Raw genomic sequence first — 14,554 nt, forward strand, 5'->3', positions numbered from 1 at the left:
AGGTTATTTTTCAATCGAATGGAGATATGCCGCCAGTTTGCGTACGGCGCGTGCGCGGTGCGAAACGGTGTTTTTCTCCTCGGTGGTCATTTCGGCGAAGGTCTTCGTGTAGCCGTCGGGAACGAACAGCGGGTCGTAACCGAATCCCTCGTGCCCGGCCTCATGGTCGATGATCCGCCCTTCGACAATCCCTTCGAAAAGGTGTTCTTCGTCGCCCAGGAGCAGCGAAATGACCGTACGGAAACGCGCCCGGCGGTTCTGTTCGCCTTCGAGATTTCTCAGCAGCAGGCGGTTGTTGGCCGCAAAGTCGTGCCCGTCGGTGGCGTAGCGCGCCGAATGGACGCCCGGAGCTCCGCCCAGCGCTTCGACCTCGAGGCCCGTGTCGTCGGCGAAACAGTCCAGCCCCGTGCGGCCGCGCAGGTAGTGCGCCTTCTGCGAGGCGTTGCCTTCGAGGGTCTCCTGTTCTTCGGGAATCTCCTCCGTAACGCCGCAGTCGCGGGGTGTCACGAGCGTATAGGCGTCGCCCAGCACGGCCTGTACTTCCGTGAGCTTGTGGGCGTTGTTGGTGGCGAAAAGTATTTTCATCGGTTGCTGTTTTGGACAAAGGTACTATTTTTCCGGGAAACCGGGCGCAAGGCCCGCTTCCCGGGCCGCACGTGCAAATTCGTAGTGTTCGTAGCGGCTGCGGACGCCGCCGTCGCCGAGCACGTAGAGGTCGTCGCAGATGCCGTCGAGCGGCGTGAGCGAATCCGCCGCGACGAGCAGCGTCCGTCCTTCGGAGCCGAGTTGCAGGATCAACTGCTGCAAGACGAAAACGCTCTCGATGTCGAGTCCCCGGAAAGGCTCGTCGAGCAGCAGAACCTGTTTGCGCCGCATTAGCGCCAGGACCAGCGCCAGCCGTTTTTGTTCTGCCGGGGACATCGCCGCGGCTTCGGCGTCCGGCGTTACGGGCAGCCGCCGCAGAAACGGCGCAGGATCGGCTCCGGGTGTGTAGCGGCGCACGAGGTCGAGGTAATCCCCCGCTGTCAGTCCCGGCCAGAAATGCGGTTCTGCCTCCAGATAAGCCATATCGCGCTGTCGCAGGGGATGTCCGTGGGCGGATATATGTCCCGATTCGGGCTTCAGGAGCCCGTATACGGTCCGAAGCAGCGTGCTGCGTCCCTCGCCCGCGATACCGTGGACGGCGTTTGCGGTGAGGAGCATCGTCACGCCGTCGAGCGGCGTCCGCTCCCCGTCGCGGACCCGGATTGCGTCAATCGTAATCATGGAGGTAACGGTTGAGGTTGCGTTCGGCCCTGAGGGTGTAGCTTACCAGGAGGCAAAGGCTCAGCGGCAGCAGCAGGGGAACCAGGAATCCTGCGACGCCGAGTTTGGCGGCGAGCGGCCGGCGAGCGGCCCTGCAGGGCTCGTAGCAGGCGTATTTGGCCGTGACGAAGTAGAACAAAGCCAATGCCGCCGACGGGACCCATGCTGCGGCCATCCACGCTGTTCCGGGCCATAGAATGAGGTTTAGGACGGCGAAAGGCAGCGACAGCAGGAAATAGTTGCGCCAAGCCGTGGATGTCTTTTGGGCGAGAAACCGCGCCGCCCCCGTTTCGGGCAGCAGCACGAGTTGCAGCGGCTCGTTGCCGGCGTAAAACGTTCCGCACAGCAGGGCCGCCAGGAAAAGCGCCGGGAATCCGGCATAGGGCACACAGGCGCAAACGGTCAGTACGGCGGCGACTGTCCCGGCAGCGGCCGGATGACGCCGCAGGGTTGCCGTCCACTCGGGCGACCCGCCCAGCAGGCTGATGCGCAACAGCCGCCCGGAGTAGATGTGCCGCTGTTTTCGGGTTGGCATGGTTATCTGACGGCCTCCAGTTTTTCGAGTTTGTCGTCGAGGTCGATCTTGTCGATGATCGTCTTTACGAGTACGTCCATCTCCGACCCCGGGGAGTAGTCCGCCGGGCAGACGTGGCTCACGCGGTTGTCGTGGATCAGCGAGGTCATCTCCTTGCGCGCTCCCTTCTGGTCGGGGTTGTAAACGGCGATCGAGTGTCCGCCGAAGTTCTTCACCAACCGCATGCAGGGGATGTCCGTGGTTCCGTCGCCGACGTAGATCATGTGCTTGAACGGCACGGGTCGCTCGTTTTCGGGAATATAGCGGTTGACCATCTTGCTGTCGAAAACCGATTCCACGCCCTTGTTGATCTTGAACATGAACTGCGTCTTGTTGGTGTAGTTGACCGCCACGGCAGGCCAGTAGGCAATGCCGTCCACGTCGTAGAGGAACGAGCAGGCGTAGATTTTGCGGAATTCGTGGGCGATTTCCGTCCCTTCGATAATCTCTTTCAGGCCCGAGGAGTTGATGTAGTGCAGAATCCGGATTCCCCGCTGTTCGCCGTAGGCGTTGATCCGCGAAAACCACTCCTTCACGCCGTTGAACAGTGTCACGCGGCGTCCCGAATCCTGGAACGCTTCGCGGCGGAGCGACAGGCCTTTCGATTTGGCCTCCTGAATCATCCGGGCCATGTAGGTGAGGACCATGTCGGCGTCCTGTTCTTCGGCGAGCGAGTTGGCTTCGGCCCAGAAGTCCTTGTTGCTTTTGCCGACCGCCGGAATGAAGTCGTACTCCTGCATGTTGCCCGGGGCAAGCGTTCCGTCGAAGTCGTAGATGAGCGCTATGGTGAATCTGAATTCCATTGTTTTCAAAGTTTTTGATTCTCAAAGATAACTTTTTTTCGCTACTTTTGCAAAAACGGCGCACCCCGGTTGCAAGGTCGGGCGGTGCGTGTGTTCTGCCGGGGTGCGGCCTTGTTGAACCGGAGCCCCTTTTTCCGAAATAACGTAAGAAAATACAATCGATTATGGAATTCAAGGAATTAATTGCAAAACGCCGTTCGGTCCGCAAATTCTCGAACCGCACGGTTCCCCGCGAAGTCGTGGACCGCATCCTTCACGAGACTCTCTCGGCTCCTTCGGCGCGCAATACGCGCTCGACGCGTCTCGTGGTGGTCGACGATCCTGCACTGGTGGCCCGCATGGCCGACATGCGCGATTACGGCTCGGCATTTATGAAGGATGCGTCGCTGGCGATCCTCGTGCTGGGTGAAACCTCGGCAAGCGACCTGTGGCGCGAAAATGCCGCGATTTCGGCGACGGTGCTGCAACTGGCCTGTGTCGACGAAGGACTCGCCTCGTGCTGGGTCCATGTCAACGGACGGCCCCGCCGCAAGGACGCTCCCGACGGCGAGAAGGCCGCCGATTACCTGCGCACGTTCCTGCCTGTTCCCGACGGCTGCGAACCTCTCTGCGCCATCGCCCTGGGCTATTCCGATTTCACCCCTGCCCCGCTTCCGCCCGCGGACGACAAAGAGCGGATCATACGGCTCGGATAAACTGAAAAAGGACGCCTGCAAGGCGTCCTTTTCTATATCAGCGTAATGTGTTTTCGCAGGATGTCGAGAACCTGTTTTTTAAGCTGCGGGGCGCTGATCGGCTTGGGCATGTAGCCCGTAAAGCCGTTCTGCATGATCTTCTGTTCGTCGGAAGCGTAGGCGTAGGCCGTTACGGCGACGATCGGGGTTCCGGGGGCGAATTTGCGTATTTCCGCCGCGGCCTCGTAGCCGTTCATCACCGGCATGTTGATGTCCATCAGGATCAGGTGGGGATGCTCCGTACGGCACAGTTCGACAGCCTCCTGTCCGTTCCAGGCGTGGCGCAGGCGGTAGTCGTGGCGCAGGATCGTTTCGAAAAGGCGGTAGTTGCTTTCGTTGTCTTCGGCGACGAGAACCGTCAGTTTGTCTTTCTCGACCGAGCATGCCGGAGCCTCTTCGCGCGGGACCTCGCTGGGCTTGCCCACGGTGTAAGGGAGCGTGAACCAGAAGGTCGTGCCTTTTCCCTCCTCCGATTCGACGCCGATCTCCCCGCCGAGGTGCTCGACGATGCTCTTGCAGATCGGAAGTCCCAGTCCTGTGCCCTGCTTGAAGGAGTTGAGTTTGACAAAGCGTTCGAAAACAAGTTTTTGGCCCTCGGCCGAAATGCCGCATCCCGTGTCGGTGACGTAGAAGTAGAGTTGGCTGCCCCGGACCTTGTAGCCGAAGCGGATCGACCCCTGGCGGGTGAACTTCGAAGCGTTGGTCAGCAGGTTGATCAACAGTTGCGAAAGCCGGTTGCGGTCGGAGTGGAACTGGCATTCGTCGAGTCCGGGTTCGAAAACCAGGTCGACGCCTTCGGGGACTTTCATCAGGAAGATACTCTCCTTTTCGTGCATCAGATCGTTCAGGTCGAAGTCCGAGAAGTTGAATTCCAGCGTTCCGGCCTCGATCTTCGAGAGGTCGAGTATGTCCCCGATCAGTTGCAAAAGCAGCGTGTTGTTGTTTTCGATGATCGAGATGTACTCCCGTTTCTCCTGTTCCTCTTCGGTTTCGGCGAGGATTCCCGAGAATCCGACGATGGCGTTGAGCGGCGTGCGGATTTCGTGGCTCATGTTGGCCAGGAACGCCGACTTGAGCCGGTTCGACTCTTCGGCGCGGTCTCGGGCCGAGAGGAGCTCCTCCTCCATCTGCTTGCGCGAGGTGATTATCAGCGACGATCCGACGAGGTTCAGCGGGCGTCCCTCTTCGTCGCGCCGGTCCACGACGGCCTGGGCTTCGACCCAGTCCAGATGCCAGTGTCCTCCGGCATCGGAGGCTACACGATACTCTTCGCGCACCTTCTCCTTCCGCCCGGCAATCAGGTCGTCGTAGGCGCGGCGTACCCGCTCGCGGTCCTCTTTGTGGATTTTCGCGAAATAGCTCCCTTCGGGGACCGACAGTTGTATGTCGGCATCGGGATTGGCCAAAAGCTGCTGGTTGCGCACCGATTTGTTGACATCGCACAGGATCGTGCCGTTCTGCAGGTCCCACTTCCACGGGACGATGTTCGCCACGTCGAGCGCCATCGAGAGTTTGTGGTTGATCGAGTCGAGTTTCTTCTGCGTCTGGTGGAGCGCCGTACCGTCGAGGCAGAAGATGTCGATGTGGTCGGCGACATACGAGCGGTTGATGACGACTTCGTAGAAGGCGTCGCGCGGCTTGAAATAGACGGGATAGGTGATAGTCCGGTTTTCAGTCAGCGCGATGTTGATAAGCCGCAGGAACTCGGTCATCGGGTAGGGAAAAAGTTCGCTGCCCGGTTTGCCTATCACCTTTTCCCGGGCGGTGAAAAGACGCTCGAAATGGGTGTTCACGTCGCAGTAAATCACATCCGCAGGGGTATGGTCCTTGTCGAAGACGACCTTTGCCTGGATGTAGACGATCGGCATGTTGTTGAACAAGTTCGAATAGCGGGCCTGGCTGTCCGATTCGCGCCGGCGGGCCGTATCTACGTTGTGCAGCATGCGGATGCGCCACTGCTGGATGATGCTGAAGGCCAGCAGCAGCAAAACGATCCCGCCGATCGCCCATTTGTACTGTTCGAGCGCTGAAACCGGTTTGTTGTAGAAAAGCGTGTTTGCCGGACAGGTATGGGGCGAAAGGTTCTTGCGTTCGAGGGTCGTATAATCGAACACCGGGCGAGGTTCTTTGGGGGTGTAGAACGGAATGTCGCGCGGCTGATGGCCGGCGAGGACGGCGTCGATGGCCGAAATGATCTGCGTGTTCACCTCTGTATCGTCGTACACATAGCCTCCGACGAGCCCGCCGTCGCGGATGTCTGCGGGCATCAGCGCGAACATCGGGGCCTGCACGCTGGCGATGACGCGGTAGGAGTCAGTGACGGGAACGACGTTGGTCCCGATCTTTTTTGTGAAGTGCCATGACGAGAAGAGAACGCCCGTGCGGCGGTTGTCGATGCGGTTGAGCGAGTCGAGCAGTGCCTCGGTCGACATGCTGTCCGCCGAATAGAAGCGGTAGTCGATGTGCGGGAATTCGCGATGCAGCAAATCGCGCAGGTCGTTGTCGGCCTGCTGGTTGATGTACCGACTGTCTCCGATGAAGATCAGCGAATCCATGCCCGGGATCATCCGGCGCATCAGCTCGACGTTCTCGCGCAGGTAGAACGGTGTCCGGATCAGTGTGATGTTGTCTGCTTCGGCTTTGTCGAGCAGTGGCCTGCGTTCTTCGGGTTGGATTGCCCGGCGTTGTATATACGCACTTTCGGGGGCGATATAGTCGAATTCCGAACAGAAAATAAGCGGTACGCCGGGCCAGGTTTGTTTCACGAAGTCGCGCAGTACGGCAATCGGGGCGCCCAGCAACACCAGCATGCGGGGCGGATTTTTGCCGTATTCCCGCAGCAGGTTGTTCTTGAAGGCTTCGATCTCCCCCATCTCGTTGTTCTTGATTCTCATCAGCAGCGAGTTCATGTTCTCGGTGTATACCTCGAAATTGTCCACATGATCGATATGTGTGACGATGTTGTTGATGATGTTGCGGCTCCAGGGTGATGATTCGGTGTAGGTATTCAATACCAGCATGTAATCGCGCTTGTCGCCCGGAGGGCTGCTCGTCGCTTCGGAAAATGGGTGTGCCAGCAGGCAACTGAAAAGCATGATTCCCGCCAGGACGCGGAGCGGAATGCCGGACGCTTTCTTCAGAAGATTCATGTTTTTGAAATGCAGGTTGCCGGGTTTCCCCGGCCGTGACGCGTTGTATCAAACGACAAAGTCCGGAACGCAACTCCGGACCTTGTCGTGAAAGTGTGATTTTTTATCTGTTCAGTACCGGTTTTATATCTTTGATACGAAGTTGTGTGGTCACCGTACCCCGGTAGTGGTTTTCGACAATCTGGTAACATACGTCGATCGGGCGTCCCGAGCGCACCCATTCGTAGTGCAGGGGCTGCTGGAAGGCGATCGCCTGGATCTTGGTATTGGGTTTCTGCCGCTGCATCAGGTCCATGCGCAGGTGCTCGCACTCCATGCCGACGAGTTTGGCGTCGCCGTGGTTGCTCACGCCGTAGGTTGCGAAGACCGGCGCCGTGTTGCCCGGCCCGAAGGGCTGGAAGCGGTTGAGGTCCTTGCGGAACGTCGGCGTGATGTCGGAGAAGAGCAGTTCGCTGTCGATGTCTACCTGCGGAACGAGCATCTGCGGGTCGATGTTCTCCTCCACGTAGGCATTGAATCGCCGGGTGAACTCCTCGACCCGTTCCGGGCGCATCGTCAGCCCTGCGGCGTACATGTGTCCGCCGAAATTCTCCAGCAGGTCCGAGCAGGATTCGACGGCCTGATACAGGTCGAATCCCGGAACCGAACGCGCCGAGCCGGTCACGAACCCGTTGCTCATCGTCAGCACCACCGTCGGACGGTAATAGGTTTCGATCAGGCGCGAAGCGACGATCCCCACGATGCCCTTCATCCACCGGGGATTGTAGATCACCGTGCTCTTGAGGGCTTTCATTTCGGGATTGCCTTCGATGTAGTCGTGCGCCTCCTGCGTAACGGAGCGGTCGATCGACTTGCGGTCCTGGTTGTAGGCATCGATCACGCTGCCGAACTCTTCGGCGATCGACTCGTTACCCTCGATCAGCAGTTCGACGGCGGCGTGCCCGCCCGAAGGCGATGCGTTTTCGTCGTTCTCGTCCATTCGCATGCGGCCTGCGGCGTTGATGCGCGGCCCGATCTTGAAGACGATGTCGTCGATGGTGATGTTGTGTTTGTCCAGTCCGCAGATCTTGATGATCGACAACAGTCCTTTCGACGGCTCGCGGTTGAGGTTCTTCAGGCCGAAATAGGCCAGAATACGGTTCTCGCCCACCAGCGGCACGATGTCCGAGGCGATCGAGACGACCAGCAGGTCCAGCAGGGGCAGGATTTGCTCGAAGGGCATGCGGTTTTTCTGGGCATAGGCCTGCACGAGTTTGAATCCTACACCGCAGCCCGACAACTCGTCGAACGGATAGGAACAGTCGACCCGCTTGGGGTCCAGAACGGCTACGGCCTTGGGAATCTCCTCGGCCGGGAGGTGGTGGTCGCAGATGATGAAATCCACGCCTTTCGTCTTCGCATAGACAACCTTTTCCGTGGCTTTGATGCCGCAGTCCAGGGCGATGATAAGCCCCACGCCCTTACGGGCGGCAAGGTCGATACCTTTGATCGATATACCGTATCCTTCGGTATACCGGTCGGGGATGTAGAACATCAGGTTTTTGTGCCCGATCTGGCGCAGGAACTTGTAAACCAGCGCAACGGCCGTACAGCCGTCCACGTCGTAGTCGCCGTAAACCATGATTTTCTCATTGTTCGCAACGGCCCGTTCGACCCGCTCGACCGCCTTCTCCATATCCTTCATCAGGAACGGATCGTGCAGGTCGGCGAGGCTCGGTTTAAAGAACTTCTCCGCCTTTTCTACGGTGTCTATGCCTCTTTGTACGAGCAGATTGGCCAGTACGGGCGAGATCCGCAGAGCGGCAGCCAGCATGGCCGCCGTCGCGGGGTCGCCCTGTGGCTTCACTACCCAGCGTTTTTCTATAGGCATACGAATTGTTATTTATATATTTTAACATTTAAAATCTCACTTAAAAATTGCACAACCTGCGATTTTACTTCGCTCATTCCGATTTCGCGGCCCGTTTCGGCGGCAATCGACGTGACGCCCCGGTCGGTGAATCCGCAGGGGTTGATGCGCGAGAACCACCTTAGGTCGGTCGTGACGTTCAGGGCGAACCCGTGCATGGTGACATAACGCGACGAACGGACTCCTATTGCGCAAATCTTGCGCGGCCGAGCCTTTCCGGGGTCGATCCAGACTCCCGAAGCCCCGGCGATGCGTCCCGCCGCAATGCCGTATTCCGCGACCGTGCGGATCACGGCTTCTTCCAGTGCTTCGATGTACTCCCTCAGGCCGATCCCGAGCTGTTCGAGGTCGAGAATCGGGTAGCAGACCAACTGCCCCGGGCCGTGGAAGGTGATGTCGCCGCCGCGGTCGATGTGAAAGAACTGTGCGCCCATCCCCTCGAGCGTTTCCCGGGCGATGAGCAGGTTTTCGGCGTGTCCGCTTTTCCCCAGCGTGTAAACCGGCGGATGTTCCACCAGCAGGATCGTCCCTGCGTTGTCTCCGGGGGCGTTTTCAGTGTCCGGGACAAGGCTCGAACCTGCTCCGCCTGCGCGTTTGCGGGCCACCCTGGCGTCGAACAACTCCTGCTGCAAGTCCCAGCAGGTTTTGTAGTCCATGCATCCGAGGTCCCGGCAGGAGGCTTTCATCGCTACAAACTTTTTACGCTTTGCAGGGCTTCTTCGGCCATATACGACGAGCGGACCAACGGCGCACTCGCACAATAGCTGAAACCCATTTCAAGCGCCCGGAGTCTGTACCATTCGAATTTTTCGGGAGTGATATACGCCGCTACGGGGTAGTGCTCCAGAGTAGGCCGAAGGTACTGACCGAGTGTTACAATCCGCACGCCTGCGTCGCGCAGGTCATGCAGGGTTTGCAAAACTTCATCATCGCTCTCGCCAAGTCCGACCATCAGTCCGCTTTTCGTTACGACGCCCTGTCCGTTCAGGTAACGCAGGGTCTCCAGGCTCGTGTTGTATTTGGCCCTGGAGCGCACCACGGGGGTCAGTCGCTCGACGGTTTCGATGTTGTGCCCGATGATATCGGGCTTCGACGCGATAACTACGTCCAAGAGGTCGGGTCGTGCGTCGAGATCGGGAATAAGGAGCTCAATTACGGCGTCGTTGTTTTGTGACCGGATGGCCTCCACGGTTGCCGCCCAATGGGCAGCTCCGCCGTCGGGGAGGTCGTCGCGTGTCACGGAGGTTACGACGACATACCTCAGTTTCATCAGTGCGACGCTTTCGGCCACCTTTCGGGGTTCCTCGGCGTCGGGAGCAAGGGGATGTCCCGTTTTGGTTGCGCAGAAACGGCAGCCACGGGTGCAGATGTCGCCCAGAATCATAAATGTCGCTGTTCTCCGGCTCCAGCATTCGGCCTGGTTGGGACACCTGCCGCTGCTGCAAATCGTATGCACATTGTGTTTTTCGACGATCTGCCGCACTTCGCCCCATTCGGGAGTGCGGTGGAGTCGGATTTTCAGCCATCCGGGTTTTTTCAGTACATCTACCTTGTCATAAAACTTCGGCATTTAAGTTCATTATTTTCCAATTGATGCAAAAATAAGAAAAAAGATTGGATATTCCTTGTGATCGGCCCATTTTCTTCCGCGATGCCGTGCAGGAGTTCGTGACGGGGCATAATCCCCGGCCCGGGGCTATCCCGCAAGAGAAAGAGGTCGGACACCTGCCGGTATCGGACCTCTTCTGGTTAGGTTAGTTAGGTTAATGAGAGTGGGAGAATCCCACGTTTGTTACACAAAGGTAATTGAAATTTACGAAAAACCAAATGTTTTGTAACATTTTTCTAAAACCTAACGCAATTTTGTTTATAGATTATAATTAAAATTTTTAAAATACCCCTGTGTTTATAAGTTTTTGATTAAAGCGCCTCGCGCATTTCCAGGCTCTCGGCCGATTCGCCGATAGTGCTGGGCTGCGGTTCGGGGACCAGCGACGTGAGGTGCTTGTGGCGATAGGTCGCGGGCGTCATCTGGTACTCTTTCTTGAAGAGTTTGATGAAGTGCGATGTGTTGGGGAACGTGCATTCGTTGCCGATTTCGGAGATGGACTTCGAAGTCGAGATCAGCAGCAGACGCGAGTGCATGAGCCGCTGGCGGATGTACCACTTGTGGGGCGGCATCTGGAAGTGGCGGCGGAACTCCTTTTTGAACGAGGTGAGCGAACGGTTGGTGAGTTTCGAGAGTTCTTCGATCGAAATGTCCTTGAAGATGTGGTCGTAGACGATCTGTTCGAAATTCTCCTTGGCGGCATCCACGTTGCTTAACAACTTGCTTTTGATGCAGCAATCCTCGTGTGAGGCGATCAGGTAGATCAACTCGGTCATCTTGATGTTCTCGGCCGTCTCGTCGTGGCGGAAATCCTCGTCGCGCAGGTAGTTGTTGGTATTGACGAAAAAGTTCCGCAGTGAGTTCCATGCGGGCATGGTGACGTGCGAGCGGTTGCGGCAGTTTTCGCACGAATGTTCGTTCGAAATGTTCAGGCCGTAGGTGATGTTCAGGTGCATCAGGATACGCTGGAGGTCATCGGGCGTGTAATAAAAGAGCACCTGCTCGAACGGCTGGCCGCCTTCGGGGAAGTTCTCAATGTAGTGGTGTCCGATGCCCAGGTAGAAAACGTCGCCGCGCGAAAGTGTCTGACGCTTATCACCGTCGTAGATGTACTTTGTTCCGCGGAGGATGTAACCGATTGCGTAACGCGAAAGGGACTGCGACTGGATACCGTTGTGAAGCGACTCGACGTACTTCACGATCATCGGCTGTTGAACCGACGAATTCATTGAATTCTTCATAGTAATTGTAATTTAAGTTTTTCTGAACAAAGCATTGCGTCACTTATGTTCGTTCTCAAATATACAATTTTAACTTTTCAATCTACCATAATTAATAGCATATTTGGACACAAAAGGGCAAATAAGACCTTTTGTGCTATGGTTTGGGCTAAATAGATTATTGTAAGATTGTGTTGATGACTGCTGAAGCGAGCAATAGCAGGTAAAGCGGAAGGGCGATGGCCCGGTGAATCCGGACAAACATGAAGGGTAATAGAACGGCCGAAGGTACGGCCGTCAGAGCGATTACTCCGGGGGGCGCGGCGGGACCGCACAGCACGGCGGCGACAAGCAGGAGTATACTTATATTAAATATAAAGATAAAGCGCGGTTTGGTTCCGACGGCGTAGATGTCCGAGAGGAAAAACAGCAGGGCCATCAGGTCGAGTATAAAAACGGCGCCCAGCAACACGAGGCTTTCTATCGGTGTCGAGAGGAACAGCGACAACGGCCTTCCCGTGATGAATGTATTCGCCAGGAGTGTGACCGGAGCTGTAAATTCGCCCCCGGCGCCCCAGTTGACGTAGCAGAGTGCGAGGACGGGCAGCAGCAATCCGGCAATGGCGACGGTGACTTCGCGCAGTGTGCGCCGGAAGAGCATGACGGCGAGCGGCAGCAGGATCAGGAGCGGCGTAGCGGCTACACAGACGAGCGGCAGCAGCCCCGTGTAGAACGAGGCGCGGAAGATGGCGTCGAACCCGAATCCGTTGCAGAACGAGCGGCAGAAGTTTTTCAGGGCCAGGGCCAGCAGGGCCGATGCGGTGAAGAGTGTCAGGAAATCGCTGTCACCGGCAAGACCGCAGGCGATGGCCCCGTAAAGAGGAATGGCAAGGCAGGTTCCGACGGTGTAGAGGTTGTAACGTACGGTAAGGCGTCCGACGGACATCCCCGTAAAGAGCATCAGCAGCCCGGCGATCCAACGCGACCAGGCGGGATGCGCCGACTGGAACTGTGCCAGCAGGTCCCCGGGCAAGGCTATGGCGACTGCGTCGGAAGCGCTTCGGCCGGCTATATTCCCGGCCAGCGCCGCGGGGGCCGCGTCAGAGCCGCCCGCACCCCACATCGCGACGACGGTGAGTGCGGCGAGGGTCAGAAAGGCCGGAACGAGCGGCTGCCGTGCAATGTCGAATTTCATGTCGGGGCTTTTTTCCTCGGACAAAATTAGTGAAAAAAGCCGGAATAATCCGTAACTTTGTAGAATATGGAAGGTAGTCCCGTAATCTTTGGGTGCAAACGCCGTCCGACTGCTGTCTGTTTTACGCGATTTGTGATACGATGTTAGAAAACCAGTGCCAATACGACCTTTCGGAGGCCGGATGCGACGAAGCCGGGCGCGGATGCCTGGCCGGGCCGGTCTTTGCGGCGGCTGTGATTCTGCCGCCCGATTTCCACGATCCGCTGCTCAACGACTCGAAGCAGATGACCGAGCGCAACCGGGAAAAGCTGCGTGCCGTCATCGAACGCGAGGCTGTCGCATGGGCCGTCGAGGCGGTTTCGGCTGCGCGGATCGACGAAATCAATATCCTGAACGCTTCGTTCGAAGGGATGTCGCTGGCTGTGGCGCGCCTCGACCCGGCTCCGTCGTTCCTGGCTATCGACGGCAACAGGTTCCGCACGCGCCTCGAAATTCCCTATCGCTGCATCGTCAAGGGTGACGGCAAATACGCAGACATTGCCGCGGCTTCGGTTCTCGCCAAAACCCATCGCGACGAATATATGCTGCGCATCGCCGAAGAGTTCCCGCAGTACGGCTGGACGAAAAACAAAGGTTACCCCACGCGCGAACACCGGCTGGCGATCCGGGAGTACGGTCTTACGCCCCACCACCGGCTGACGTTCAACCACGAGATCGACCAGTTGGAACTCCCTTTCTGACGTTTCCGATGGTTGCGGCGCACCTGCCGCCGCCCCGAAAATTCCCGAATGAAGCGCTCTCTCCATTCGGGAATTTTTACGCGATGCGCCATCTGTCCTGTACCGGAGGCGGCTGCTTTTCGTTACGAGCGGACCTGAGGTTATCCGCGCCGAACCGTTTTGCATAGCGCCCTCCTTCCCGGCAAAACAAAAAGAGCAGGCTTGAAAGCCTGCTCTTTTTCAACATAATCCCCGGATTAGTATCCCAGCGACTTGGAGGCCGCATAGGAGAGTTTCAGGGCGTTGGCGCGACGCAGCTCCTGCTTAACGTCGGTCACAATACCCATCTTGGTATTTTCGTCGGCCTTGAGGCAGATCGTCATCGAAGCACGGTCGGCTTCGGTGAGCTTATCGCGTTCTGCGGCGACGAAGTCCAGGATATCCCGGGTCGATTTGTACGAGTCGTTCAACTGGATGCGCGGCGCGGTTCCGAACTTTGCCTGCATCGTCATCGACGGGGGACCGATGTGAATGAAACTTACGAGCGATTTCTTCTCGAGTTTCTGCACTTCGGTAGCCTCCGGAAGTTTGTATCTTACCAGCAGTTCCTGATCGCGCATGGTCGTCGAGACCATAAAGAAGAAGAGGATCATGAAGATCACGTCAGGAAGCGATGCGGTCGAGATAGGGGGCAGACCTTTGCTGCCCTTCTTTTTCATTACTGCCATGGCTTACTTCTTTATGTTACGCGGTTCGGCCTCCGAAATCTTCAGAGGTACGGCTTTCGATACTGCATTGCGCTGTTCCTCGGGAAGATCGAGGAATTTTGCGCCGAATTTACGCTGTGCCACCTCGTTACGCACCTCGTTGAATGCGCGCGTGAGTTCGTTCTGCACCATGATATAGGATTGGTAGCCCGTGTCTCGGGTCGTCTGAAGCGAAACGACGCCCTGGCTCTCGGGATATACCCATTTGCTGCCGTCTGCGAGCTCGATCTCTTTGTTCTGCTTCTCGGGCAGGTTCTCGTCGTTCATCGGGTTGGTGATGAACTCCTTGGTCTTGTCCTTGAGCTGGTGAAGATCGAGCGGCTCCTGCTTGCCTGCTGCTCCTGCCATGATGTCTCCCCTACCGTTGATGAACACGAGGAATAGGTTGCGCTCCTTGACCTTGATCTCATCCTGAGGTTGATCCTCGGGAGGCATCGGCGGAAGCATGCGCACCAGACCCGTGTCGGTATTCATGGTAGTGGCGACCAGGAAGAAAATCAGCAGCAGGAAGGCGATGTCGGCCATAGAACCGGCATTGATCTCCTGTATTTTTCTTTTATCTGTTGCCAT

14 protein-coding genes are annotated in these 14,554 nt (G+C 57.5%); 2 read left to right on the top strand and 12 right to left on the bottom strand.

The annotated features are described in order from the left end of the window. Nucleotides 1-3: 3 nt before the first annotated feature. From rdgB to I2E69_RS04975, 4 genes are read right to left on the bottom strand one after another with little or no spacing between them, the layout of a single operon-like run. Nucleotides 4-585: an RdgB/HAM1 family non-canonical purine NTP pyrophosphatase gene (gene rdgB, locus I2E69_RS04960; protein WP_195459332.1), complete on the bottom strand. Its 582-nt coding sequence runs from the start codon at nt 583-585 to the stop codon at nt 4-6. Nucleotides 586-609: 24 nt separating this feature from the next. Then, a complete protein-coding gene (locus I2E69_RS04965) occupies nt 610-1,266 on the bottom strand; it encodes an ATP-binding cassette domain-containing protein (protein WP_195459334.1) in 657 nt (218 codons plus the stop codon). Beyond that, nucleotides 1,253-1,840, bottom strand: coding sequence for a hypothetical protein (locus tag I2E69_RS04970; protein WP_195459337.1), 588 nt, complete (start codon nt 1,838-1,840; stop codon nt 1,253-1,255). Before I2E69_RS04970 ends, I2E69_RS04965 begins: the two co-directional genes overlap by 14 nt. A gap of 2 nt (nt 1,841-1,842) precedes the next feature. Next, entirely contained in the window at nt 1,843-2,682 is an 840-nt protein-coding gene (locus I2E69_RS04975; protein ID WP_195459340.1) for an HAD family hydrolase, read from the bottom strand. A 164-nt stretch (nt 2,683-2,846) separates the two neighbouring features. Between I2E69_RS04975 and I2E69_RS04980 the strand changes: the two genes are divergently transcribed. After that, nucleotides 2,847-3,377 (top strand): nitroreductase family protein, encoded by a 531-nt coding sequence (locus I2E69_RS04980; protein ID WP_195459342.1) that lies wholly within the window; start codon nt 2,847-2,849, stop codon nt 3,375-3,377. 32 nt (nt 3,378-3,409) lie between these two features. Here I2E69_RS04980 and I2E69_RS04985 read toward each other — a convergent pair whose 3' ends face one another. The 6 genes from I2E69_RS04985 to I2E69_RS05010 form a co-directional block, all read right to left on the bottom strand. After that, on the bottom strand, nt 3,410-6,565 hold the full coding sequence (locus I2E69_RS04985; protein WP_195459345.1) for a PAS domain-containing hybrid sensor histidine kinase/response regulator: 3,156 nt from the start codon (nt 6,563-6,565) through the stop codon (nt 3,410-3,412). Between the two features lie 103 nt (nt 6,566-6,668). Further along, nucleotides 6,669-8,435: a single-stranded-DNA-specific exonuclease RecJ gene (gene recJ, locus I2E69_RS04990; protein ID WP_195459347.1), complete on the bottom strand. Its 1,767-nt coding sequence runs from the start codon at nt 8,433-8,435 to the stop codon at nt 6,669-6,671. A gap of 8 nt (nt 8,436-8,443) precedes the next feature. After that, on the bottom strand, nt 8,444-9,160 hold the full coding sequence (gene lipB / locus I2E69_RS04995; RefSeq protein WP_195459350.1) for a lipoyl(octanoyl) transferase LipB: 717 nt from the start codon (nt 9,158-9,160) through the stop codon (nt 8,444-8,446). Nucleotides 9,161-9,162: 2 nt separating this feature from the next. After that, nucleotides 9,163-10,044, bottom strand: a complete 882-nt coding sequence (gene lipA / locus I2E69_RS05000; protein ID WP_195459354.1) for a lipoyl synthase — start codon at nt 10,042-10,044, stop codon at nt 9,163-9,165. 350 nt (nt 10,045-10,394) lie between these two features. Next, the gene (locus tag I2E69_RS05005) at nt 10,395-11,324 is read right to left on the bottom strand and encodes an AraC family transcriptional regulator (RefSeq protein WP_195459357.1); all 930 of its coding nucleotides are present in this window, start codon (nt 11,322-11,324) and stop codon (nt 10,395-10,397) included. A 157-nt stretch (nt 11,325-11,481) separates the two neighbouring features. Continuing rightward, on the bottom strand, nt 11,482-12,498 hold the full coding sequence (locus tag I2E69_RS05010) for a hypothetical protein (RefSeq protein ID WP_195459359.1): 1,017 nt from the start codon (nt 12,496-12,498) through the stop codon (nt 11,482-11,484). Nucleotides 12,499-12,638: 140 nt separating this feature from the next. Between I2E69_RS05010 and I2E69_RS05015 the strand changes: the two genes are divergently transcribed. Continuing rightward, nucleotides 12,639-13,238 carry a ribonuclease HII gene (locus tag I2E69_RS05015; RefSeq protein ID WP_195459361.1) on the top strand — a complete coding sequence of 200 codons (600 nt, stop codon included), beginning with the start codon at nt 12,639-12,641 and terminating at the stop codon, nt 13,236-13,238. A gap of 236 nt (nt 13,239-13,474) precedes the next feature. Here the strand turns inward: I2E69_RS05015 and I2E69_RS05020 are convergent, their stop codons facing one another. Both I2E69_RS05020 and I2E69_RS05025 read right to left on the bottom strand, forming a co-directional pair. Next, nucleotides 13,475-13,945 (bottom strand): ExbD/TolR family protein, encoded by a 471-nt coding sequence (locus I2E69_RS05020; protein ID WP_394369653.1) that lies wholly within the window; start codon nt 13,943-13,945, stop codon nt 13,475-13,477. A 3-nt stretch (nt 13,946-13,948) separates the two neighbouring features. Beyond that, nucleotides 13,949-14,554, bottom strand: a complete 606-nt coding sequence (locus tag I2E69_RS05025; protein WP_195459364.1) for an ExbD/TolR family protein — start codon at nt 14,552-14,554, stop codon at nt 13,949-13,951.

The organism is Alistipes sp. D31t1_170403_E11 (genome assembly GCF_015553985.1).
GTDB lineage: Bacteria > Bacteroidota > Bacteroidia > Bacteroidales > Rikenellaceae > Alistipes > Alistipes montrealensis.